Annotated in this window: 17 protein-coding genes; 5 read left to right on the top strand and 12 right to left on the bottom strand. The window is 34.8% G+C overall.

Translation table 11 applies throughout. The annotated features are described in order from the left end of the window. Positions 1-32: 32 nt before the first annotated feature. From HMPREF0528_RS06545 to HMPREF0528_RS06570, 6 genes are all read right to left on the bottom strand, one after another. Positions 33-1,859, bottom strand: coding sequence for a monovalent cation:proton antiporter family protein (locus HMPREF0528_RS06545; protein WP_004896052.1), 1,827 nt, complete (start codon positions 1,857-1,859; stop codon positions 33-35). Between the two features lie 86 nt (positions 1,860-1,945). Continuing rightward, entirely contained in the window at positions 1,946-2,773 is an 828-nt protein-coding gene (locus tag HMPREF0528_RS06550) for a PfkB family carbohydrate kinase (protein WP_004896053.1), read from the bottom strand. Positions 2,774-2,867: 94 nt separating this feature from the next. Continuing rightward, positions 2,868-4,898: a GH25 family lysozyme gene (locus HMPREF0528_RS06555; RefSeq protein ID WP_004896054.1), complete on the bottom strand. Its 2,031-nt coding sequence runs from the start codon at positions 4,896-4,898 to the stop codon at positions 2,868-2,870. A gap of 54 nt (positions 4,899-4,952) precedes the next feature. Continuing rightward, positions 4,953-6,902 carry a glycoside hydrolase family 73 protein gene (locus HMPREF0528_RS06560; RefSeq protein WP_004896055.1) on the bottom strand — a complete coding sequence of 650 codons (1,950 nt, stop codon included), beginning with the start codon at positions 6,900-6,902 and terminating at the stop codon, positions 4,953-4,955. 203 nt (positions 6,903-7,105) lie between these two features. Continuing rightward, complete coding sequence (locus HMPREF0528_RS06565) at positions 7,106-7,345, bottom strand: DUF2922 domain-containing protein (RefSeq protein WP_004896056.1); 240 nt, start codon at positions 7,343-7,345, stop codon at positions 7,106-7,108. A 40-nt stretch (positions 7,346-7,385) separates the two neighbouring features. Then, positions 7,386-7,595 (bottom strand): DUF1659 domain-containing protein, encoded by a 210-nt coding sequence (locus HMPREF0528_RS06570; RefSeq protein ID WP_034525288.1) that lies wholly within the window; start codon positions 7,593-7,595, stop codon positions 7,386-7,388. Between the two features lie 181 nt (positions 7,596-7,776). Here HMPREF0528_RS06570 and HMPREF0528_RS06575 point away from each other — a divergent pair, with 181 nt between their 5' ends. The 4 genes from HMPREF0528_RS06575 (at position 7,777) to HMPREF0528_RS06590 (ending at position 13,672) form a co-directional block, all read left to right on the top strand. Beyond that, positions 7,777-8,829, top strand: coding sequence for a hypothetical protein (locus tag HMPREF0528_RS06575; RefSeq protein WP_034525289.1), 1,053 nt, complete (start codon positions 7,777-7,779; stop codon positions 8,827-8,829). A gap of 86 nt (positions 8,830-8,915) precedes the next feature. Next, complete coding sequence (locus HMPREF0528_RS06580) at positions 8,916-9,335, top strand: hypothetical protein (protein ID WP_004896060.1); 420 nt, start codon at positions 8,916-8,918, stop codon at positions 9,333-9,335. Positions 9,336-9,473: 138 nt separating this feature from the next. Further along, positions 9,474-11,471, top strand: a complete 1,998-nt coding sequence (locus HMPREF0528_RS06585) for a KUP/HAK/KT family potassium transporter (protein WP_004896062.1) — start codon at positions 9,474-9,476, stop codon at positions 11,469-11,471. Between the two features lie 149 nt (positions 11,472-11,620). Next, positions 11,621-13,672 (top strand): KUP/HAK/KT family potassium transporter, encoded by a 2,052-nt coding sequence (locus tag HMPREF0528_RS06590; protein WP_004896064.1) that lies wholly within the window; start codon positions 11,621-11,623, stop codon positions 13,670-13,672. 95 nt (positions 13,673-13,767) lie between these two features. Here the strand turns inward: HMPREF0528_RS06590 and HMPREF0528_RS06595 are convergent, their stop codons facing one another. The 5 genes from HMPREF0528_RS06595 to pfkB all read right to left on the bottom strand — a co-directional run bounded on the left by HMPREF0528_RS06595 (position 13,768) and on the right by pfkB (position 22,418). Next, entirely contained in the window at positions 13,768-15,426 is a 1,659-nt protein-coding gene (locus tag HMPREF0528_RS06595; protein ID WP_034525291.1) for a phosphoenolpyruvate carboxykinase (ATP), read from the bottom strand. 197 nt (positions 15,427-15,623) lie between these two features. Further along, complete coding sequence (locus HMPREF0528_RS06600) at positions 15,624-17,330, bottom strand: putative glycosyltransferase family protein (protein ID WP_004896068.1); 1,707 nt, start codon at positions 17,328-17,330, stop codon at positions 15,624-15,626. A gap of 142 nt (positions 17,331-17,472) precedes the next feature. Then, positions 17,473-19,422, bottom strand: a complete 1,950-nt coding sequence (locus HMPREF0528_RS06605; protein ID WP_004896070.1) for a M13 family metallopeptidase — start codon at positions 19,420-19,422, stop codon at positions 17,473-17,475. 114 nt (positions 19,423-19,536) lie between these two features. Then, on the bottom strand, positions 19,537-21,474 hold the full coding sequence (locus HMPREF0528_RS06610; protein WP_034525292.1) for a fructose-specific PTS transporter subunit EIIC: 1,938 nt from the start codon (positions 21,472-21,474) through the stop codon (positions 19,537-19,539). Between the two features lie 17 nt (positions 21,475-21,491). Further along, positions 21,492-22,418 carry a 1-phosphofructokinase gene (gene pfkB / locus HMPREF0528_RS06615; protein WP_004896074.1) on the bottom strand — a complete coding sequence of 309 codons (927 nt, stop codon included), beginning with the start codon at positions 22,416-22,418 and terminating at the stop codon, positions 21,492-21,494. A 121-nt stretch (positions 22,419-22,539) separates the two neighbouring features. Between pfkB and HMPREF0528_RS06620 the strand changes: the two genes are divergently transcribed. Continuing rightward, positions 22,540-23,298, top strand: coding sequence for a MurR/RpiR family transcriptional regulator (locus HMPREF0528_RS06620; protein WP_004896075.1), 759 nt, complete (start codon positions 22,540-22,542; stop codon positions 23,296-23,298). A gap of 73 nt (positions 23,299-23,371) precedes the next feature. Here HMPREF0528_RS06620 and HMPREF0528_RS06625 read toward each other — a convergent pair whose 3' ends face one another. Continuing rightward, positions 23,372-26,179, bottom strand: a complete 2,808-nt coding sequence (locus tag HMPREF0528_RS06625) for an LPXTG cell wall anchor domain-containing protein (RefSeq protein WP_004896078.1) — start codon at positions 26,177-26,179, stop codon at positions 23,372-23,374. Between the last annotated feature and the right edge of the window lie 100 nt (positions 26,180-26,279).

Genomic DNA, 26,279 nt, shown 5'->3' on the forward strand with positions numbered 1-26,279 from the left:
ACAGGACTAAAAATCCTGTCATTTTTTTATATTTAATTTCTTCTACCCAATTCTTCTCTAATTCTTTCTGCATCTTCACCTTTAGCTGTAAAAATTAGATGATCTCCTACTTCAATGATTGTATTTCCATGTGGCACTAACCATTTACCATTCCGCCAAATTCGACTAACGGTCATTTGTTCAATAAAGTCTAGATTCATCAATTTCTGACCAGCATACTTATGATTTCTAACCGTTACTTCAAACAAGCCATTCTTAGTATCTATTAAAATTCTCAAAATTGAAGGTGATTCAATTAGAGCTCTTAATACAGAAGTCTGAACATTGAAAATATTGTATATTTCAATTTTTTCACTGACTAATTTCTTAATTGTTTCCGGCTTTGGTCTCTCTTGACTAGCAATAACTCTTTGAACACCATGCTCCTTTGCTAAACGAGCAATTTTACGATTTAAGTCATCTTCAATAAATCCAGCTACTAAAATATCACAGTCAAAGACACCAGCTTTTTCTAAACATGCCTCTTCTAAGCTGTTAATTAACTTCAAATTAGCAACTTTACTCTTATAAGTATCATAGTTTTCTTTTTTATGGGTTACTAATAATACATCATACCAATTATCATGAAGCTCCTGAGCAACAGGAACAGTCATTACATTGGTTCCCATCATGACAACTCGTTGCTTAATTTTATCTTCTTTAGTTAATCTAAAGAGCGAATTAAATAGAAATGGGCCTAAGATACATACGACTACGGCTGCCAAAATAAAAGCATCTGATTGAGTTTCAGTAATTGCATTTAACTTACGAGCAACCTCTAATGTTGGAAGTACAATCGTAATTGTAGTCATAATTAAAAATGTACCCGCAAGACTGTTACGTTTATTGAAATTTCGTGTATAAACCAAAAATATAGGTAATTTGGCTAAAAGTAAGAACAATACTAAAACTGGGATTAACATTAAAGCATTTGGATTAGCCAGAAGTGACTTCAAATCTAGCTTAACCCCCGTAGTAATAAAGAAAATTGGAATAAAGAATCCATAACCAATAGAAGTTAGCTTATCCATTGTTGCTTCACTTGGTTCAAGTAACTTCATAACCATCCCAGCTAAAAAGGCACCTAAAATATTTTCTGCTCCTACACGTTCTGCGACTGTTACTAATGTAAATATTAAGAAGAAGGCCAATCGAATATCTAATTGAGTAGTTGCTTTAGAGATCTTATTAAACCATTGATATGGTTGTTTAAATCGTCTCAACAAGATAATTGCTGCTAGGAAAAGCAGAACAATAAGCCATAATCTTCCAGCATTCCCACCGTTAATTGAAGCATAGATAGTCAACAGCAATAAAGGAATTACTTCCCCTAGAACGGCTGTTAATAATATGGTTTGCCCGATCGGCCGAGATAAGATTTCTTTTTCTTTTAGAGTGGCAATTACCACTCCTAAGGCTACAGTCATAAAAATAATCATAGCCAGCATAACGTCATTAAATAGGCCTATTAATTTTAGAATATAAGCTAAAGCAAATGCCGTTATTGTAATAGCGGTAAAAGCAATAATTGCTATTCGTGCTGGATTAATTTTACTCTGTTTAGACTCAGGTAAATCCTTCTTTTTAAAAAGATCAAAATTAATTTCCATACCTGATAGAAACATCAGCAAAATCACACCTAAATTTGATAGAAGCGATACGCTGCTTGTGATTTTTATGGTATCTAATAAGCTTTTTCCTAGAATTATTCCAGTCACAATCTCAGCAACTGCCGTTGGTATAGCATTAATCCTAAATCGCGCCATAACGATTGGAATTACTAAAGCTGCTAAACTAACAATAAATATAGATAGATCCACTTTTCTTCCCCTTATAGTAAATTTAGTACCATTATACTAAAAAACAACAAAAAATAAGTCGGCTTTTATAAGCCAACTTATTCTATTTATTCTGCTTCTTCAAAGGTAATTCTTCTAGCAATAATTTGCTTTTGAAGTGCGGGGGTTATTCTGAAATCAGTAAGCCATTTACTTTGAGCCGTATCACTACCTGCAGCAATTGCATCAGCTAAATTTCTAACAGGAGTGTATCCTTTAAGCATCCCAGCTAAGAAAGTTCCAAGTAAGGCATCCCCACTACCACTACTATCAACTTCTTCAATTTCAGGCGCATGTGCCATTAAAGCATCCATCATATTAACAATTGCAGCACCATTTGCACCTAAGGACAAAAGAACATGTTGTGCTCCTTTGACTACTAAGCTATGAGCCATATCAATTAATTCTTTTGTAGTTACTTCCTTGTCATCCTTTTCGAACCAATGCTTCAATTCAGTCTCATTTGGCTTAATTAATAATGGGTTCATTGGCAAGATATCAAGTACGTTTTCATAAGGAACATCTACTACTAATGCAGCTGCTCTTTGATCAGCAACTTTAGCCAAATCAGTCAAATAAACTGGATCTATTCCCTTAGCAAAGCTTCCGGCAATTACTAAAATGTCACCAGCTTTTAAGACTTTCAAATAATCCAATAATTTTTGTTGGTTTTTAGCAGTAATTTTAATTCCACGAGTTTGCTCAATAAATTGATTCTTAATCTCAGCTTTATCAAGCTCTTCTGCTACTTGCTCTACATTTTTGTGATTTACAATTCCAGTCGCAATTGAATCAATACCTAGTTTTTTTAAAATAAGTGAAATATTAATTCCTTTACCTACTACACTTTCACTAGGATCTAAGGTTACTGTATAAATCAAAATTATATCCTCCATGCTTTTTTCATAGTTTATTATAAGACAAAAAAGACATGATGCCCATTAGGATCATGTCTTTCATGTATTAGTCTATTTGAAAATTGTTCTCAAATTATCTGTATCCCCATGCTTGGTTATTCAAACGACCAACTAAATAACCATATTGACCATTTGCACGTGGTTGTCTTAACCATACATAGTTACCAGAACGGTAGTATGCATCGTATTTAATTACAGTATTAATTGGTAAAGTTTCAATAATTGGGCTAGTAGTACTTGCACCAGTTCTTAAGTTAATTGCTCCACCAGTAATGAAAGTACCATTTTGCTTAGTCCAACTAGCATTGTTATTAGTATTTACTTGCTTAGGAGTAGTTTGTTGAACAGGCTTAGTTTCTGCTGGCTTACTTGCTGTTGCAGAACCTTCCTTGAACGTTCCCCATGCTTGACCATTGTTACGTCCTACTAAGTAACCATATTGACCATTTGCACGTGGTTGTCTCAACCATGTGTATTGACCAATTGTGCGGTAAGCATCATATTTAACTTCTGAATTAGCTGGTAATTCTGCAATTACTTTACTGTTAGTGCTTGCGCCAGTTCTTAAGTTAATTGCTCCACCGGTTACAAAGACACCGTTTTGTTTAGTCCAATCACTGTTTACGTTAGTATTTGTGCTTGGCTTTTCTGCTGGCTTATTAGTATTAGTGTTTGGCTTAGCAGTAGTTGCAGAACCTTCTTTGAATGTTCCCCATGCTTGACCATTGTTACGTCCTACTAAGTAACCATATTGACCATTTGCACGTGGTTGTCTCAACCATGTGTATTGACCAATTGTGCGGTAAGCATCATATTTAACTTCTGAATTAGCTGGTAATTCTGCAATCACTTTACTGTTAGTGCTTGCGCCAGTTCTCAAATTAATTGCTCCACCAGTTACAAAGACACCGTTTTGCTTAGTCCAATCACTGTTTACGTTAGTGTTTGTGCTTGGCTTGTTAGTTGGTTGAGCTGGTTTATTATTGGTGTTAGTGTTTGGTTTAGCAGTATTGGTAGCACTTGCAGTTGTCTTAAAAGTACCCCAATCTTGACCATTTGCACGTCCTACTAAGTAACCATATTGGTCATTAGCACGTGGTTGTCTCAACCATGTGTAGTTACCCTTAGTAGCGTAAGCATCATACTTAACTTCACTATTTGCTGGAAGTTGAGCAATAATACTACTACTAGTACTTGCACCAGTTCTTAAATTAATTGCACCACCAGTAGTAAAAGTACCATCTTGCTTAATCCAATTAGTTTCAGTTTCTGCTGGCTTATTAGTATTTGGTCTAGCAGGTGCTTGACTACTGCTTTGTCCGTTATTAGCATTTGAATTATTGGTATTAGTCTTGTTTGAAAGAGGAACTACATTAACATTTCCATCCACATTTTGACCGCGCCAATTTTGCGTATATTGCCAGATAGCCACATTATCCATTGATGGGAAGTAGTTGAAGTCAGGATTGTCTTCACGACCATTAGTCTTATACTTAGCTACCCATAAGGCATTTGGATACTTTTCAGAAATCTTATTAGTATCGACCTTATTCTTTAGTAACCATTCACTAGAATAAAGCATTGGGTTGTATCCACCATCATGAACAGTATCCATGAAACTAGTGATTGCATTAGTATTAGCTGCAACACTGCCATTAGTATTATTGTTAACGTCTTGTTCCCAATCAGTTGCTAAATATGAGCCTTGTGGTAAACCAGCTTGTTGTGCTGAATTAACTGCATAGTTTCCTTCTTGAACTGCTCGATTGCTGTCAGAGCCAAAATGAGTGTAGTGGTAACCCATAGTCATCATATTATTTTGTTCAGCACTCTGGATTTGACCTTGAGCATTAGGATTTTGATAATTTGTACCTTCAGATACTTTAACGACAGCAAATTGTGCCCCAGATTTTGCTTGTTGATTCAAGTTTGTACTTTGCCAACTTGAAACATCTATACCTGCAGAACGTGCAGGTACATTATCAGTTGCGGCTTGTGCTACTTGATGAGTTTTAGTAACACCCATCGGATCTACAATTGCTAAAGCTGTCATAGCACTAGCACAAGCTAATGCACTAATAAATTTCTTATTTGTTGAACGCATTAAAAAACTTCCTCCTCCAAAGAATTTTAATGAAACAATCTAATCTTTTATAAATTAACGAACTAGTACTGACTTGGCAGATATCCATTGATTTCCACCAAGGTCGTACCAAGTTTGTCCGTTAACATTAGCTACACGAAAGTATCTCCAACTTGAACCGTCTTTCAAGAACTTACCTGAAATTTGATCTTGGCCTGGAACACGCCATACTGGCACACCATAGTCTGGTTTAGAATTAATAGTCAATACACCAGATTTTGCAGTGACTTGTGCTTCTTGAGTAGTATATTTTGCCATAATCCATTTACCATTACTAATTTCATAATATAAGTTGCCGCCGGCATATTTTGAAGCTATAACTACGAACTCACTACCAACTTCAACTCGTTGGTCTAGCTTTTGACCATCTGGACCTGATAATACTTGCGTAGTCTTAGTTACTTTAACTAAAACAGTAGATGCACTCTTTGGAGCAGTATTAGTACTAATCCATTGGGTATCATAGTTATTATTTGCACCTGCTGTAGACACGGCGCTTTGGTAACTCTGTACTGGTGCAATATTTTCAACAACTGAAGCAGTTGGTTTTACAACAGTTTTAGCACTAGTAGTTACTGGAGCAGTCTTAACTTCCTTAACTTCAACCTTCTTAGGCTTTACTACTGGAGCTTCAACTACTTTAGCTAATTCTTTAGTTGAAACTACTGGAGTGTTCTTAACAGCTGGAGTTGTTTCTTTTTTCACAGTTTCAACTGGTTTTACCACTGGAGTTTCAGCTTTTTTAACTTCAGCTGCTTTAACAACTGGAGTGGTCTCCTTTTTTACAGTTTCAGTTGGTTTTACTACTGGAGTTTCAACCTTTTTAACTGTATTAGTCGTCTTGTTTTCAGTAGTCTTTACTACTGGGATAGCAGTCTTAGTTTCTTTATTTTCAGCTTTAGGAGCTTCAACTTTTACAGGGGTAGTCTTAGCTGGTTCAGCTTTAACAGCCTCTTTTTTAACTTCTTCTTTCTTAGCTGGAGTTGCTGCTAATGAAGTAGCTAATTGTTTAACTGGTTGAGCTGCCTTAGTTTCTGATTTAACCTTCAAAGTCGTAGTTTGGACTGGAGTCTTAACTGGTTGGCTAGCTTGGTTGTTAGTAGTGGTTGTAGTTTGCTTATTACTATTATTAGTATTAGCAGTGGCAGTGTTAGCAGTAGTGTTATTAGTAATTGGGCTAAATGCAAGTGCATTAATCCAGCCGTTACCAATAAATGCGCGCTTTACGCCGTTGTTATAAGTAATATACTTAGTAACATTTACGTTTTGACCAACTCTTGCAGTATCTACTTGTGTACCAACACTAGGATCAACTGGTGCACTCATAACTGGTGTTGTTTGTGCAACTGTACGATTTTCGTTAACAACTTGTGTAACGGGATCATATTTGTCAAAACCATTAGTTGCAATCACACTATTAAGCGTCTTAGCATAATTTGGATCAGTAGCGTATTTACCTTGTAAACCATTTTGAGTTGCTTGAGCATAGTTATTTGAGTTTTCTACCCAAGTACCAGAGTAATAATTACCCATTTGGTTACGTAATAAAGCACCATTATCTTCAAATGATTCAGTATATGATGGATACTTTCTAAATCTGGCATTAGTAGTGTAGTAACCACCATTACCGTATTCGCCAGTATTCATATTTACTGACTGACCGTTGTAAGAGCCTTTAATACCAAATAAGTTATTATTAGGTTCTTGAGCCAAACTTGATTGACCCCAAGCTGATTCAACTGTTGCTTGAGCAAGCATAACTGAAGTATAAGTACCATACTTAGATGATGCGGTAGTAGCAGCTGGAATAGCTTTATCTAAAAATTCTTGTTGATAGGTTGCAGCTTGAACAGTACCTTCACCAGTTTTTAAAGGATTATCTGGTTTAAGGTTGTTGGTAACTGATATACCGGCAGTGGTTATAAGTGCCGCGGTAGCAATACCAGTGAATGTTCGTTTTTTCATCACTTAAACTCCTTCCAATTTACATACACCCTTTATTGTAGTTTGGCAAGTTGCCAGATACAACCGAACAAACATTCTGAAATAAAAAAGTAACCTAAATTACATACTTTCATCTCAAAATAAAAAGAGTAATGCCGAAGCATTACCCTTTTAAGAGTTTATTTAATAACTTAATCAAGTTTCTTATCTCAAAAAATATCGTCCTAATTCTTTTCACTATCATCAAACACAGAAGTAACTGTACGTTCAACATATTGAGCAGATAAAGGAGTCTGATATTGATCAACTTCTTTCTTTGCAAATAAGTTAGCTTCACACATTTTGTTCATAGCATCCTTAACTTCATTTTCAGTCAAGTTTTCTGCTGCATCAGGTAAAGATAGATTTACTTTCTTATTTTTAGCATTCTTAAATGTAAGTCTTAATGTTTTAGTAGTAGTCATTTTTTATTTCCCCTAAATTTTCTTTATTTATGTGTTTTTCTTAAGCTTGAATATTTGAATACGAAATTAGTCTAGCAGTTTTAATACCATCGTCTTTTTGTAACTTAGACATGGCATTTTCCACCTTCATTACTTCTTCAGCACTAGCTTGCTTCTTGACATTTTTTAAAATTCTACTTTTCTTACCCTTGCTATATTTTTCACCCGCAAAAGTAAATTGAACTGATTGATCTTTTAAAATAAATTCCATTTTTATACCTCTAATAATCAAACTGATAATTAATTTTTTGTAAGTCAGCACCGGTGAATTGCCTTACACTATTACTAACGATTTATCTCAAAAAATTGTGCCACTTTTTCAACAAATTTTTCATACGTGAATTTGGTATAATTTAAGTAAGATAAATTCATTTTTATAGGAGGAAAAAATGATGAAACGATCAAAAATCGGAGTTGCCATTACGGCATTCTTCATTACCTTTTTAGCAGTTGGATGTTCAAACACATCATCAAATAATTCATCTAATAGTGGTTTCGACAAGTACACCACCTATATGAATCAAGGAAAAGATGCTGCTTCTAGTCAAAAATATGAAACAGCTGAAGAAAAATTTGAAGATGCACATGATGTAAAAGCTACTTCTGAATCAAAAGCTTATGCAGATCAAGCTGGCGACATGAAGGATGCTCAAGAAGAAGTTAGAGAATATGAATTTAAAGATGCCTTAGGTGAATTAGATAAAGCAGCCAACAAGACTAACGGCTACTCAGTAATGACTAAGCAAGCTTCTAAACTCTACAAGACAATTGACAACGTTCAAGATCATATCACTAATGATATTAACCCATTATACAAACAGGCTAAACTAAGCTACAGAGATGGTGACTACCAAGCAGCAGTTAAATCTTGCGACCAAATTTTAGATTTACCTTACATTAATAGTAAGTATTATAAGAAGGTAAAGAAGAACGTTAAACATTTACGCAAAGTTGCTAATGCAAAATTAAATGGCGAAAATGTTAACGATGACATTGACACTGATAACTTAGATGCTAATGATGACGATGAAGTTACTACTTCAAACAAGCAAACTTCTAACTCATCAAACAGTAGTAATACTGACAACAACACTAGTTCTAACTCTAACAATAGTTCAAGCAATTCAAATAGTTCAAACTCTCAAGACAATAGTGCTGCAAGCCAAAAATCTAGTGCAACAAGCTCAAGCAACAACACTGCAGCTAATAACAACAATTCAAATACTAATTCTTCATCAACTTCAAGTAGCGATAGTATGATGATCGATGGTCAAACAGTTACTGGCAGAGTAATTTCTCAAACTCGTAATCAATTAAGTTCAATTGGTGTTGATACTAGTTCATGGTCTGACCAAAAAGTTGTTGACTTCATGAGATCAGCTGCTAATAGTGGCCATACTACAATTGATTCTTACACCAAACAAGATGTAGAAAACTTTAAATAAGACCTATAAAATTTGCTTTTGATTGTAATTCAATGTAAGATTATATTGAATTTTTGTACAGCTAGACAGTAAAGGAGCTCTTAACTTTGACTGAAGACAAGAAGAACACCGAAGAAACTCAAGAAAAAGAAGAATTTGAAGTATTTATGCCAGAGGCAAATCGTGTAGAAATGCCAGCTACTGAATTTAAAGAACAACCAGATTACTTAAAGACATTTGCTAACTTCTATATTTCAAAATTTGACGAAAGCGATCTTGAAATTATGGATGTTTACGATGGTAATCATGATGTTATTGAAATTAATACATACTTAACTAACAATATGGCTTTCAGCCGTCAAAATTTAGTTAAACACGTATTAAATATCCATGCAAATCGTTTCTTGGATATGCTTAACAACATCCAAAAGCAAACTGGTGTAGATCCACAAAATATGAAAACTTACGAAGATTGGGAAAAATGGTACACTGATCGTCGTAACGAAATTAAGCAAACTCTTTCATAAAAAAATCACAAATTATTAGTTGCATATTGAATCCTAAAGGAACAAAATAGTGCTAGTAAAAAGAATGTATTGTTTTAATACATTCTTTTTTATTTATCTAAAATGTCATTATGTTTTATTTTATTAGGAAATTTTAATATGAATAATGGTGTACGAAAAAAGGTCACTCTAGCTGGCCTTTTAGTTTCAATTGGAATCGTCTATGGCGATATTGGTACAAGTCCTCTCTATGTTATGAAGGCAATTGTGAATGAAAATGGAGGAATTGCTAGTGTTAACAGAGAATATATAGTCGGATCTATCTCTCTTATTCTTTGGACAATAACTCTTTTAACAACAGTTAAGTATGTTCTAATTGCTCTTAAAGCGACTAACCATGGTGAGGGTGGTATTTTTTCACTTTATGCTTTAGTTAGAAAAAAGGCCAAATGGTTAGTTCTTCCTGCTTTAATTGGTGGAGCTGCCTTGCTTGCAGATGGCACACTGACACCTGCAGTTACTGTCACGACAGCAATTGAAGGTCTTAAAAACATGAGATTTGGCAATGATATTCCCGTTCCTAATCAAAAAAGTGTTCTTATTATTACCATCATCATTCTTTTATTTTTATTTTCCATCCAAAGAATGGGAACTAGTATAATTGGAAAAACTTTTGGGCCAATTATGCTTATCTGGTTTACTTTTTTAGGTTTAACTGGTGCTATGAACCTAAGTCATGACTTGTCGCTCCTTGAGGCTCTCAACCCTGTGTTAGCAGTCAAAATTTTGTTTAGCCCAGCAAATAAGGTTGGTGTCTTAATCCTAGGAGCTGTCTTTTTAGCAACTACAGGGGCAGAAGCACTTTATTCAGACGTAGGCCACGTAGGAAAAGGCAATATCATGGCTTCTTGGCCTTACGTCTTTATTTGTCTAGCTTTGAACTATCTTGGTCAAGGAGTATGGATTTTAGAAAATCCCAACTATCATGCTGGTAATACCGACTTTAATCCTTTCTTTGAAGCTCTTCCAAGTCAGTGGAAATTTTTTGCCATCATTTTAGCTACCTTAGCAGCCATTATCGCTTCTCAGGCTCTAATTACCGGATCTTTTACATTAGTTTCAGAAGCAAGTGGCTTAAAATTTTTACCAAGGATGAAAATTATCTATCCCTCCACTGAACAAGGACAGATCTTCATTCCTTCTATTAATAAAATGCTATGCGTTGCTACAATCGGAATTGTCTTTTTATTTAAGACATCAGAACACATGGAGGCAGCTTACGGGTTAGCAATTACGGTCACCATGTTAATGACAACAATCTTACTTTTTGAGTACCTATCTCTAAAAAAAGTTAACATCTTGTTACGCTTAGTTTTTCTATTTTTGTTCGGTGCAATTGAAAGTATGTTTTTAATTTCCAGTTTAGCTAAGTTTTTACATGGCGGTTATGTAACAGTAATTATTGCTGCCTTTATCGGTGCAATTATGTATATTTGGTATTTTGGTAACAAAGTTCGTGATAGACGCGAAGCTAAAAATGCTTACGTGCGTTTAGACGAATACATTTCTATGCTAAGTAATTTAAGTCATGATGATAGTGTACCCTTATATGCAACAAATTTAGTTTATATGGCTAAGGTTAAGTACAATAAGTTTATCAAGCGCGATATACTCTACTCAATTTTAGACAAACGTCCAAAACGGACCCATGCATATTGGTTTGTCACTGTTAATGTAACTAACGAACCCTTTACCGCCGAATATGCAATCAATACTTACGGCACAAAAAACGTGATTAACGTTCAACTATATTTAGGTTTTAAGCAACAGCAAAAAGTTAATGTTTATCTACGACAAATAGTTCACGATCTAATTAAAGATGGTACAATCGAATCTCAGCCACAAGAATACACCACGACTCCCGGTCGTGACGTTGGAGATTTTAAATTTGTAATTGTAAATGATGTGATTAGTCCACAAACTCAATTAAATACTTATGAAAAGTGGTTAGTTGAAAGTCGTGTCTGGCTTCAAAATTTATCTTCTAATCCTGCTGTTTGGTTTGGATTAGAATATGCTGATACAGTAGTTGAACGAGTTCCATTAATCCTAGGCTCACAAAATATTAAATCAATTCAAAGAACTAAATTGAAATAAATATTTTTAATTAATCGCTTGCAGATACTTGCAACTCTTGCGCAAATAGATGAAAATAGATATGTTTAAAAAAAAGAATGTCTTTTCGGCATTCTTTTTTACGTTATTGAATATTTAGCTATTTGGCTATTTATTGGGAGAATATAATAATGAATGAAAAAACACGGAAAAATATATCAGCCGCAGGCTTACTGATTGCTATTGGTATTGTCTACGGAGATATCGGAACAAGTCCGCTATACGTTATGAAATCAATTGTTGCCGGAAACGGCGGAATTGCGAACGTAAATCGCGACTTTATTGTAGGTTCTATTTCCTTAGTACTTTGGACAGTTACCCTGTTAACAACTTTGCAAACTGTCTTTATTGCCTTAAAAGCTACTAACCATGGTGAAGGTGGTATTTTTGCCCTCTATACTTTGGTCCGGAAACGAGCTAAGTGGCTTATTCTTCCTGCTTTAATCGGTGGAGCGGCCATCTTAGCTGATGGTACTTTAACGCCTGCAGTTACTGTTACGACTGCGATTGAAGGATTAAAAGGAATTGAATTTGGTCATGGTAACGTTCCGGTTTCTACTCAGGGAACTGTTATTGCGATTACAGTAGTAATTCTTTTGCTTTTGTTCTCAATTCAACGAATGGGAACAAGTATTATTGGTAAGGCTTTTGGTCCAATCATGTTTATCTGGTTTACCTTCTTAGGTGTAATTGGATTAATGAATATGATGGGTGACCTTTCAATTTTGCAAGCTCTTAATCCATACTACGCAATTAAACTTTTATTCAGTCCATATAACAAGGCTGGAATCTTCATTTTAGGTTCTATCTTCCTTGCTACTACTGGTGCTGAAGCTTTGTACTCAGATGTTGGTCACGTTGGTAAGGGGAATATTATCGGTTCTTGGCCATATGTCTTTGTTTGTTTGTCACTTAACTACTTCGGTCAAGGTGTTTGGATTTTAAACAACCCTAACTACAATGCGGGAAATGGTGATTTCAACCCATTCTTCGAAATTATTCCACAAAACATTCGTTTAGCTGCGATTGTTTTAGCAACTATTGCAGCTGTTATCGCTTCACAAGCTTTGATTACTGGTTCATTTACTTTAGTAGCTGAAGCCAGTGGTTTGAAATTTTTACCAAGAATGAATATTATGTATCCTTCCACTAAAAAGGGACAGATTTATATTCCTTCAGTTAACAAAATGATTTGTGCAGCAACTATTGCAATCGTACTTTTCTTCCAAACCTCAGCGCACATGGAAGCAGCTTATGGTTTGTCAATTACCATTTCAATGTTAATGACAACAATTCTGCTCTATGAATGGCTGGCAATGAAGGGCGTTCATACTATTTGGAATTGGCTCTTCTTAATTTTCTTTGGTTTCTTAGATGTAATGTTTATGTTAGCCAGTTTGAGTAAATTCATGCACGGTGGTTACGTTTCACTAGTTATTGCCGGATTCATCGGTATCATTATGTACGTTTGGTACTATGGTAATAAAATTAGAGACAAGCGTGAATCACGTAACGCTTATGTCCGTCTTGATGAATATGTTGATATGTTGACGAACTTAAGTCACGACGAAGATTATCCTACTTTTGCGACTAACTTAGCCTATATGGCAAAAGTTAAGTACAATAAGTTTATTAAGCGAGAAATTCTCTACTCTATCTTAGATAAACGTCCTAAGCGAGCACGAGCATATTGGTTTGTAACAGTTAACGTAACCAATGAACCATTCACTGCTGAATATGCTGTTAACACTTACGGTACAAAGAATGTTATTAACGTTCAGCTCTTCCTTGGTTTTAAGCAGCAAACTAGCGTGAATGTTTACTTGCGTCAAATTGTTCACGACTTGATTGCAGATGGAACTATTGAATCTCAACCACAGGAATACACTACTACTCCTGGTAGAGATGTTGGTGACTTCTCATTCGTTATCGTTAACGATGTAATTAGTCCACAAACACAACTTAGAAGTTATGAAAAATTCTTAGTTGAAGCACGTGTATGGCTTCAAAATCTTTCCTCCAACCCTGCTTCATGGTTTGGCTTAGATTATGCAGATACAGTCATTGAACGTGTACCATTGATTCTAGGAAATCAAAGAAGACAACATATTACTCGCATCCCTCCTAAGAAATTTGAAGATATTAAAAAGAAGCTTCAAGCCGAAGGAGAACTAAAAGAGTAACACAAGTTAATAGCTAACAAAAAGGCATCCCTGTCGGGATGCCTTTTTAGTGTTCAAATATAAAAATTTTTAAGAGGATTTCTAACTATGTTTAACTAATTTAATTCCTTAATAATACCTTCCAAGGTCTTCTTAGCTTCTTCTTGAATTGGTTGAGTAGGGTGTTCTTCATCATACTTATTCAACCAGTCTAACCGATCTTGCATTCTCTTAGCCAAAGTCTTTTGATATTCAGGGTCATCTAAGTGAACTTCATATCCTTCAATTGGCAAGTAAGATACACCCTTGAAGTTACCAAATTGCTTCCAGTCACTGTCTTTGATAGTGTCGTTAGCAAGATCTTCAACTAGCTTCTTAGTTACTTCCTTTGGAATATCCTTACCCATGAATGCATCAGTATTCAGAATGTAACAAGAAGCTCCACGCTTAGTAAATAATTCCTTAAAGTCTGAGTAGTCACCAGATACTGGGTAAGCACGGAATGGATCCGCAAATGGTTCAATTACCAAAGTATTCATATCAAAGCCCTTTGGTAAGTTTTCAGCACTAGTTCTCTTAGTTGCTAAAGTAAGTCCCATGGTAGTTGCTAGAACTGGATCATCAACCTTTAAGATTGGTGGCAAAGAACCATCCTTCATAATCCAGAATAAGGCAGTGATTGGTGCATTTTCATAGTCAACTCTATGTGGTGAAGTATAACGTGTCTTAATAACACGACCATTATTATTCCGAAGATCTTCAGTTACAATAACTTTTTTACCATCTTCATCTTGAGTAACTGCACAGTTCATAATTGTAGTGTAGTACTTAGTCTCATGGTGTCCTGCTGGATAGTCATGCGTCTTATCAAAGTATGAAGGCTCTAATGCTACTGAAGATCCATCTTCACGAGAAATAATGAATGCATCGTCGTGCAAAACAGTGATATCATATTTACCATCATACATTTCATGAGTCAAAGTAGATTTACCTGAACCAGATAAGCCGTAGAAAGCAAATACTTTATCATCCTTATCCTTAAAGTGGAATGACTTTTCACCACCGTGACAAGCAGTATAACCGTTTCTGTGAGCCATAGCCCAAGCAAGAGTTAAAGTACCCTTCTTTAATTCACCGAAGTAGCGTAAGCCAAAGACTGCAGCACAGTTATGGGGAGCATCAAAGACACCAAAGCCTTTTGGATAGTCTTCATCTTGTGTATTTGGATCAAAGTAGAAGTAAATATCTCCTTCATCATATAATTTCGACTTCTTATAGATCTTTTCAGCTTCTTCATCAAAGAATTGGAAGTTCAAGATATAGGAGAGCAAGTTAAAGGCTTGATCTTCTGGCATCATAATATGTGCTTTAACAGTAAAGCTTGGATCTAATCCTACTAAAACTGTTGCTTTTAAGAATTTTTGATCATGGCCCTTATAAATATCTTCACGTAAATTTCCTGCTAATGCTTCAGGATCCTCTTTTGGATCATCTACAAAGTGACGTGCACTTGCTGTTCTACCCAAGATTTTACCGTGATTATAAACTAATTGCTTTGCACCCTGTGGTAAACCGAGTTCTTTAGTATGTAAAATTGGTAGGTCAGTTTCGATAACACCAGATTGTTTCTTAGCTAAATTATAAGCTTCAGCAACACTAGTTACTTCGTGTACATTGTTACCATAAAAGGCAGATTCAATAGTAGAACGAACCCGACTAAATTTTTTGTTAGCTTTTCTTAACTCATCATGAGAATAACGTTCTTGTGTACTCAACTTTTTTCCTCCTCTGAAACCATAGAAAGCGGTTTCAATTCTTACAGTTAAATGATAACATAACGAGCTTTCTATAGCCATGTATTAATTGAAAAATAAATTGATATTAATCGTAAATAACCCATACAAACAAAAAGCAGTTTCCTAATAAATTGAACTTATTAAGGAACTGCTTTTGTATATGAATTAAATATCTTTTAATTGTCTTTATTATTTATAAACTTTTTCCATAGTGAAAATACAATAACTAAAAGCCAAGAAATTAATGAAATTACACTTATCACATAGAACCAGCTCGGCACTGCAAAGTGTAGAATAGCGCGATTTAATCCAGCTTTTTGATCAACAATTGGATTTCCAATTACATTTTTAGCGCCGGAGAATTTCTTACTATTCACTGTTAGTTCACTTTGCGTGTAAAGCACAACAGGTAAAACTATTTTATTATCTTTATTAGCCTTCCAAGATAATACTAAATCACCATTTTTAGTAACTCGGTGATCAAATTTTTGGTATCGCTCAACAACATTAACTTTATATAGATAAGCTGCATTTTGGTCAATCGACTTATCTTTCGTTGGTAAATAGTCTGGTAAATAATGCCACTTCAACATTTCTAGCATCTTGTCACTGGTTGATTGTTTAGCGACAACTTGAACTTGTGCATCTTTTTGACAAGCAACTGTGAAAATGTAGTTGGTAATTATATTTGGCACAGCTGCTTCTAAAAGTAAAATTGTTACCAAGCTAATGCCAACTGCTTTTGGCTTAACTCCCTCTTTTAGTAAGTAGTTAACCGTTAAAGCCATCCCTAGTAAAATCAATGGATATGCCACAACTGTTAATCTAAATGGAAATTGAAAGTAGGATTTTAAGCTTGGGAAAACTCCTTGAACTAGTCCCCATGGAAAAACAAATGAAGATAAGCCTAATAAGACCGTACCCCAAATGGTTACAAAAGTATTTAGCTTATCTCGTTTATAGTGCATGACAACATAGATAAATTGCGCAATAATCAATAGGACAAAAATTGGCAAAATATAAGCAAATGCTGTTCCATATTCGTTGTGCCAAAGCATATGTGGTCGCAATCCGCCACGCGATAAATCAAATTCAGTAGTTGCAGAAAGGTGATTTGTAGGCATTAAAACTAAAAATGCACCAATTACATTTGCTGATAAGACAACGGTTCCTAAAACTGCCTTAATAAAGGGTATCCAAACTTTTTTAGAATTATTGTTAATAATTAAAGAGTAGATAAAGAATGGAATTAGTAACAAGACTGCCATTAAGGTACTTAAGACATGGACTTGGATAAGCAGACTCATCACAATCATTAACTGAATCCAGTTAATTGGTTGTTTTTTATTGCTAATCATGCGAACGCCGCATAAAACAACTAGCGGCATTAGAGCCTGTCCCCACCCATTAAAAGAACTACGATTGATAAAAGCTGGAATCATCCCAATGTTAATATAGATAATTCCCATTACAGTAGCTAAGTGCTTATTAATACCTACCTGCTTTAGGAGGTAATACATACTGCCAGCACCCAACAAAGAAATTAGATAGGCTAAGATAACTTGATAGTTAAACCAATTACCAGCAATAATAACTAAAATCCCGTTAAAGTAGGCGAAAAGTGGCCCATAAATGGCATTAATAATTCTTCCGCTCTGCTGAAAAGTAAAATTTGTTTGGAAAATGCTAAAGATTCCACTTTTAAGCTGCATCCCTGCATCATAAAAGCGACTATAGTGAAATAAGGTATCAGCAGTGTCATCACTAGCTAAGATAGTGTGTGAGATTAGCTGCGGTGAAATGACTATGGTTGTAGCCAAGATGATTAATAAATATGGCCAGATGAATTGGAAAAATTTATTAGTTTTTATTTTTTCTAACATTTTTAACCTTTTCTAATTAAGAATATTGTCTTAAGTGATAAGAATACCAATTCATAATATTATTAATAATTTCTTTTTGCAAACAATGAAAAAAGAACCAAACAGCTTTCGCCATTTGATTCTAAAATTAGTTTTTATTTTTTTACCAAATCACAACACGTTTTTCTGGATCTAACCACATACCATCCTCTGGCTTAACATCAAATGCCCTGTAGAACTCTTCTTGGCATTGTGATTGAACGTTAGCTCTTTCAGGACCAGGAGCATGAACATCAACTGAAACTTGTGTCTTAATTGATTCAGGAAGTTGCTTGTTTGCCCAAACACGAGCAAAGTTTTCAAATACTTCCTTCATGTTTCCATTTTCACCCTTATTAGCTTCAACAGCAGCAGTCAAACCACCTTGGTCAGCAATATTTTCAGAAACAATCTGCTTACCATTCAAGGTAACTGGACCATATTCAATACCGTTAAATAAGTCAATTTCGGCTTGAGTACGTTTCTTAAATTCCTCAAAGTCTTCGTCTGTCCACCAGTTCTTTAAGTTACCAAATTCATCAAATTTAGCACCGTTGTTATCAAAGGCGTGAGAAATTTCGTGTGCAATAACAACACCAATACCACCGTAGTTTAAGCTACGAGATTGTTTCAAGTCATAGAATGGCTTTTGCAAAATTGCGGCTGGGAAGGTAATATCATTTCTCTGTGGATCGTAACATGCATTTACTAAGTTACCAGGCATGAGCCATACAGTTCGATCAACCGGTTGAGTTAATTTTTCAAGATTATACTTAACTGATTCTACAGCAGCTGCACTTTCATTAGAGTAAAGGCTACCGCCTTCTGCTTCAGGGACAACTTGAAGACGATCATAGATTTCTTCAATCTTTTCTGGATAACCAATCTTCAAAATTAAAGCCCGTAACTTAACAATTGCTTTTTTCTTGGTATCTTCAGATAGCCAATCATTTTCAGAGATACGTTTTTCATAAACGTCAATCATCTTATGAATCATATCTTCTACGTCAGCCTTAGCTTCAGCGCCAAAGTAAGTTTGACCGTAGTAAACACCAACTACTTCGCTAAACATACCATTAGCTAAACGATAAGCTTGCTTAGTACCAGAAGATAATTCTGGTTGACCTGATAAAGCTTGACTAAATGGAAAAGCAGCTTCACGGAAGTCTTGAGAAAGATATGCAGCTACACCATTAATAAACTTAACAACCATCCAGCCTTTAATTTCATCAAAATTATCTTCGTTGATTAATTCCTCAACATGATCTAAGAATCTTGGTTCAGTGACAATAATTTTCTCAGGCTTTTGAGCAAATAAATTACTTAAGAAGTTGTCAATCTTAAAGCTATCAAACTTATCTTCAAATTCAGATAAAGGCATTGGATTGTACATTGCTGGGTAATCTGCCCATTCTTCAGTTGACTTAAGAACCTTAGAAAGTTTCTTATCAAACTTCTTAGCATCTTCTACATACTTCTTAGCATCTTCTTCACTTACACCAGCCATCTTAAGTAAGTTTTCAGATTGATCTTGTAATACTTTCAATAAATCAGCTGCTGCAGGATTGTCATAAGTAGTAGTATCAGGCAAGAATAAACCAGGTCCGCCAAAGTACACAACATGAACTTTAGTATCCTTCATGTCAGCATCAACTGACACACTGATTGGTAAGTCAAAAGCATTCTTGTAAAAATCAGCTGCTCTTAAGTTAAGGTCAGTTAAATTACGTAAACTAGTGATTTCTTCAAGGTCAGCTTTAATTGGCTTTGCCCCATCTTCATTTCTCTTATCAAAGTTATTAGCAATTTTGTAAAGTTCAACTGCTTTTTCAAAATTAGGAACATTTGGCAATTTCTTTTTACCATCTGCAAAATCCGCAAAATCTTGCATTAAGCTCTTTTCAATGTTCAAATCAATGCCATCAAAAGAACTAATTCTTGAACGGTCTGAAGGAATTTTTGCTTTTTCAATCCATTCAGAGTTCACTGCTAAGTAAAGATTATCTTGTGGTCTTGCATTAAGATCGGGCTTAGTAATATCACCAGCACCGCCACGTACATTGAGTAATGCCATTAATAAAATTCCTCCTTGTAATTCATAAGTAGTTATATAAATGATATCATTATTAAAATTATTAGTCTATGATTAAACATAAAATAAAACTACTATTTCTGGCAGTTTTATTTTTTAGTTGTTAGTAAATAAATTTTTAATTTCTTCTGGTGTCTGAGCTTTTTTTAGTTTTTCAATGAAATCTTGATGTGTTAACAATTTAGCCGTATTAGACAAATATTGTAAATGCTTCTTACTATCCTTTTCAGGAACCAAAAATGAAATTACAGTATCAATCTTTTGTCCATCTAAAGAATCCCACTCAATCGGGTTCTTTAGCTTTAAAATTAACATAGATGACTGTTTAATAGCTGCAGATTGTGCATGCGGGATAGCAAAGCCATCTGTCATTCCAGTAGAATTTTCTTTTTCACGAACTAAATACTTGTCATAGACAGCCTGACTACTAGTAGCCAAACCATTTTTCACTGCTAAATTAGCTAAGTATTTTAAAGCTGAGTCTTTATTTGATACATCAACATTTACTTCAATATTTTGCGTTTCCAAAATATCATTTGGATTATAGTCTGTAACAGCCTTATCTTTTTCTACAGTTTTAGGCTTTTCGATATTTTCTTCTTTACCAAATACATCTAGATCATGGCCATCTTCAAATTCTGGCTCTCTTTTTGCAAATCTACCAGCAATCAAAGCTAATAAGATTCCTGAAATGAATGAACCAATTACGATCCATAATACCCATAAAAATGGTTTGTTAACTAATGGCAAAATAATAAATCCACCATGAGGGGCTGGAACTTGAATTTTAGAGATATAAGTCAAAGCTGCCGCAATTGATGATCCAACCATAAATGCAGGAATATTCCATAAAGGATGCTTTGCAGCAAATGGAATAGCACCCTCCGTAATATGGGTTGATCCTAGTAGAAAATTAACATAACCAGCTGTACGTTCATTCTTGGAATATGCCTTCTTATTTAATAAAACTGCAAAGCCAGTTGCTAAAGGTGGAGCAATACATGCAGCAGATACACCGGCCATAAAGTAGTAGTTACCTTGTGCTAGTAAGGCTGTACCTGTTACATAAGCAGCCTTATTAATTGGTCCACCAAAGTCAGATGCACACATTACACCAATAATAATACCTAGAAGAATCGGACTAGAATTTTCAAATCCCTTTAACCAGGACATCATACCCGTATTAATTGCTTTAATTGGTCCATTTAACCAAAACATAATTGCACCAGTAATGAATACACCTAAAACTGGAAGTAAAAAAATTGACTTTAGTCCTCTAAATTCTTTATCAGGAAGTGGTTTTAACAATCTCTGAAGTAAGAGAACTACAATTGCTGCTAGATAACCACCAATAATAGCTCCTAAGAAACCACCGCCGCCAACACTTGTAATCATCCCAGCCGCAAAACCAACGACTAGGCCTGATCTTTTAGCTAACGCTTCAGCAATAAAAGCACCTAAAACTGGGACCATCAAGCCCATTGTTGTACTACCAATTGTATTTAACATATAAGCAAATTGATTATACTGACTGCTCTTAGGATCAGCAGAATAAATTCCCCAGAAAAATGAGACAGCAATTAGCACACCACCTGCTACAACAAAAGGTAACATGTGGGAAACACCATTCATTAAAGATGTGTAAATTTTAGTTCCTAAATTTTCAGCGCTATTTCCAGCTGTAGAAGATTTTTTAGCTGATTGTCCAGGTTTGTAAATAGGTGTATCGGGATTTAGTGCTTCCTTAATTAGTGTCTCTGGTTCTTTTATTCCTTTGGCAACGGGTACAATTACCACTCTTTTACCAGCAAAACGGTCTGGATCAACATCTACATCTGAAGCAATCACTACGCCCTTAGCATTATTTATTTCTTCTGGTGAAAGTTCATGCTCAACACCAGTTTGACCATGGGTTTCAATTTTAATTGAATACCCTAATTTTTCAGCAGCTTTCTCTAATGCTTCTTCAGCCATAAAAGTATGTGCTACACCAGTTGCACACCCAGTTGCTCCGACTAAATCATATTGAGTCATCTTTTTCATCCCTTCTATTACTTAACTTCACTTACGTGAATCTCATTTAAATATTTTTCTAGTTCAAAATCTGTTAGTCCCATGCGACTCGCAGTATCACTACCAGCAGCTATTGCCAATTTCAATGCCTCTATCGTGTTACATCCCAATTCTTTTTTTCCAATAAATGTACCGAGCATGGTATCTCCAGCTCCAGCTGTGTTGATGACTGAAATTTTAGGAGCATTACCAAAATAAGCATGATTCTTATCAATTAAGGCCGCTCCCGAATCTCCAAGAGAGACTAAAACATTTTTACAACCGGCATCAATCAGCTTTCTAGCTAGTTTAATAATTTTTTCTTGATCCAATTTTTCATTTAAATCAAAAAAACTAGCTAATTCTTGATCATTTGGTTTTAGTAAATAAGGATGATAAGGCAAAGTATCTAAAACTGACTTAGAACTAGAGTCAATTACTAGTTTTACTTTTTTATCAGCCATAACTTTGGCAATTTTAACTAAGTAGTCTTGGTTAATCCCTCTAGAAAAACTTCCTGAAATAATTAAAGTATCGCTTTCTTTTAGCGTTGTCCTTAAATACTTTAAAAATTGCTCTTGAACTTTTTCACTTACTTCTGGACCAGGATTTACTTCTTTATATTCTCGATTTTGATCTATTACCCGAGTAAAGACATTAATTCTAGTCGGTTCCTCAACCTTAAGAAAATTATTGCTGATGCCTTTTTCTGTTAAACTTGCTGTAATGTAATCAAGTGTAAAGCCGCCTCCGATTCCGGTCGCCACATTTTCTATACCCATTTTTTTCAAAATAAATGATACATTTACACCCTTACCATTAGGTTGAAGCTCAAAGTTCTCAGTTCTATTAACAATATTTGGCTCTAATTTTTTAGTAATAATTACCAAATCAATTGCTGGATTAAGTGTTATTGTATAAATCATGAGCTTTTCTCCTTTTCTTACCGCTTACATTATTAGTATACTTAGATAAGAAGGTAAGGTTTTTCTAAAATGAAAGCGTTTTATTAAATAAGTTGTAAAGTTTTACAGAGAGGGTACATACATGCAAAATAATGATCTTAGTAATGCAGAACTCCATTTGTGGGAAACAGTTCAAAAAAATCCACAAAAAATTGCAAAAATGTCGATTGTTAAATTAAGTCAATTTGCTCATGTTTCAACTGCTACAATCGTCAGGACTATGCAAAAAATGGGCTATAGCGGCTATACATCTTACCGAGAGTCACTAAAATTGCAGGACCTTTCTAATAGTAATTTTGATGTCTTAAATGATGCAGACGATAAAATTAAGAGTGTGATTACCAAAAATGAAATTGAAATGAACAATACTCTCCATAATCTTAGCTACAGTAACATTGAAGATAGTATTTCAATGACTAAACAGGCAAAGGTGGTCTATATTTTCGCACGTGGTCTATCGGAATCAATTGGACAAGAAATTATGGTTAAACTGCAATTAACAGGTAAGTATGTTGAATTTCATTCGGATCCAAATATTATTAAGACGTCGTCTAAAAGAATTAAAGAAGATGCATTGGTTATTTTTATTAGCTTAAATGGTAATACTCCCGAATTAGTTGAAGCTGCACAAAATTTATCACGTCATGATGTTCCTACTATTACCTTTACCACTAATCCTAATGGACAACTTGCTTCGCTTTCGACATTGACTTTTATGGGCTACATGTCAAAAACCAATTATTTTCCTGATTATGAGGTACGCTCTAGATTACCCTTACAAATCATGACACGTATTTTTTCAGATGCATATTCAGTTAGAACCGGTTTTGCTAGACAATAAAAAAGAGTTGATAATCTTCGTTTTTCGACGTTGATCTATCAACTCTTTTTCTATCGATATATAATTTTATAAATTAATTATTCTTTTTCTTACGGTTAATGCCAAGGTAACTAACCAAAGTAGTACCTGCGACTGCTAATCCAGAAAGAGCTGCAATTAGCTCATTCTTTGCACCAGTTTGTGGCAATTTATTAGTAGTTACATTACCAGTTACAGCAACTACATGGGCTTTATCAGCTTTAACCCAGCGGTTTGCACTAACTTTATAGTAAGTAGTACCGTTAACTTTCTTTTCTCCAAAGGTCTTAACTGGAGTATTTGAACCGGTTAAGACAACGGATACGGCTGAACTATCACTATTATCAACAATCTTAACAGTAGATGATTTTTCTTCAGACTTATTGTCAGTCTTAAGATCAGACTTAACATTTCCTTCTACAGTATCAGAATCCTTTACATCTGGCTCAGGAGTAGTTGTAGTAGTTTCAGATGAATTAGTTGTTGATGCTTTACCATTTGAATCCGTCTTCTCTGTTGGCTTTACAGTGCTACCTTCATCAGCTTTATCTGAAGGTTTTACAACATGACTGGTATCAGGTTTGTTGGTTGGTTTTACAGGATTTTCAGCATTAGAAGTTTCTTTATGACTGTTTTCAGTTTCTTTCTTATTAAATGCGTCTAATCTTGCCTTAGCATCTTTAAGCTTACTTTGTTCAGCAGCTAATTCTGCTTCTGCCTTCTTAAGTTCTTCTGATGCATTTGTAACTTGTGCATCAGCTTTAGATTTAGATTCCTTCAAAGTATCTAAGATTAATTGTTGAGCTTTAACTGCCTTATTAGCAGCAGTTGCGTCATCATTAGCCTTATTCAAAGCTGTTTGAGCAGCGGAAAGATTTGATTGAGCATTTTCTAAATTGTTCAAAGTTTGATTCAATGAATCTAAAGCAGCTTGGACACTCTTTAAATTATTATCTTTAGCTTGAACATCATTTTGGGCTGCATCTACCTTGGCTTGACTTGCCTTAACAGCAGCAGTAGCTTCAGATAAAACATTTTGGGCTTGAGCTACAGTTTCTGCTACCCTAGCTTGGGCAGCTTGTGTATCTGAAATTGCCTTATTGATCTTAGTAGAACCATTGTTTAATTCTGCTAGGTTAGCTTGTAGACTCTGAACGTTATTTTGTGCTGATTTAACTTCATTTTGTGCTACAACTAGGTTTTGATTTGCAGTTACTACGTTAGCTTTAAGGATATTAATCTTATCTTCTTGCTTAACATCTTTCAAGTAGGATTGAACTAAGTTTTGGTAACTATTAAAATCTATTCCATTGATTGGATTAAATATAATTTCATCCATACTATCTGCATTATTCATCATTGGTTGAATTTCATATTCATTTCCAGCCAATCCAACGTAGTTAGCATCTGGCTTAATCATGGATGCATAGTGTCCAATATATACTGGTTTATCGTTCCAAAAATCAACATCTTTTTCCCACTCATCTTGAGTTAGAGGATGGGTACTTTCAAAACTATAAGCAGCTGCATCTGGATGACCTTCAATATATTTATCAATATCGTCTTTTTCACTCATCCAATTGTCAATTGGATTAACCTCTCCAGCTGATATATCTTCTTCATCGCTATAAAATGGACCATACTTACTAGTTAATAAACTAGGATGATTAAATTCATCAGAGTAATGTTGAAAATCAGAGCTAAGCATGGCAATAGCCACAGCTGTCAAAGAAATTGATGGATGGCGTAATCCATACTTATCGCGATATGTCATCCAGTGTTGATAGTATCCAAGAGCCTTTTCTATATTACTTAATGAAGTTGAGTCGTTTTCTTGACCTAATTTAACAGCTTCCTTAGCCCATTCTACAGTAATATTCTGGTAAGCATTTGGTTGACCAGTGATGATATTATATGCAGTTTGAGCATCTTCTCTTAAACTTTCAGAATTATCTTTATTGTAAGCAATTGCCTTAAAGAATCCAGCTGCTCCGCTTGCTTGATCTTGTAAGTCTTTCAAAGCCTTTTGAGCATCGGCCAATGCTTTTTGCTTAGCATTAACATTGTTTTGAGCATCTACTAGAGCCTTGTTTGCCATTGCAAGATTATTATTAACAGTGGCTATCGTTTGATTATTTTCAGCTAAAGAAGCTTGATTCTTAGACAAAACTGATTCGTTATTTGCATTTGTTTTCTTAATTTCTTTTAATGCGTTTTGAACGTTTTGAACATTTTGTTTTGCTTCATCTAATCCACTGTTTTTAACAGCAGCTTCAGCGCTAGCAACATTATTATCAGCAGTTTTCTTTGCAGCTTCTTTACTGTTAACTAAATTTTGAGCATCAGCTTGTTTTTGCTTAGCAGTCGCCAATTGACTTTGTGCTGTACTTAAATCTGCATTGGCATCACTGACATTTTGCTTAGCAGCTTGAATTGCATTTTGCTGTGCAGCAATATTCTTTTGAGTATTTTGAATATTTTCAGAAGTTGCTTGCTTTGCTACTGCACTTGCACTATCTAACTTATCTTGTGCTTGCTTTGCAATAGCTTGCTTATCAGCTAGATTCTTTTGGCTATCATTTACCTTAGCTTGTTGAGCATCACAAGCATCGTTTGGTGCTTTTGACTGTGCTTGTGCGTCAGTTAATGCGCTCTTTTTACTATCTACGCTTGCTTGAGCATTATTAACCGAGTTTTTTGCTTGGTTAACAGCATCTTGTAATTTTTCTTTATCTAATTTAGCAACTGTAACAGTGTTATTTTTATCAACTGTAGCAGCTTGAACTTTACTATTATTAGTACTTGCTAAAAGAGTAGCTGTTAATGCAGCAACAGCCAAACTTGTATATTTTAATCCCTTCATTTTTTCCTCCAAATTAACAATTTCTTTTTTATTTTATTGCGTTAAATACTTTTTTCAAGTTACGTCTAAACTTATGCATACACAAAAAAACAAGGCCAAT

This window comes from Lactobacillus johnsonii ATCC 33200 (assembly GCF_000159355.1).
Classification (GTDB): Bacteria; Bacillota; Bacilli; order Lactobacillales; family Lactobacillaceae; genus Lactobacillus; species Lactobacillus johnsonii.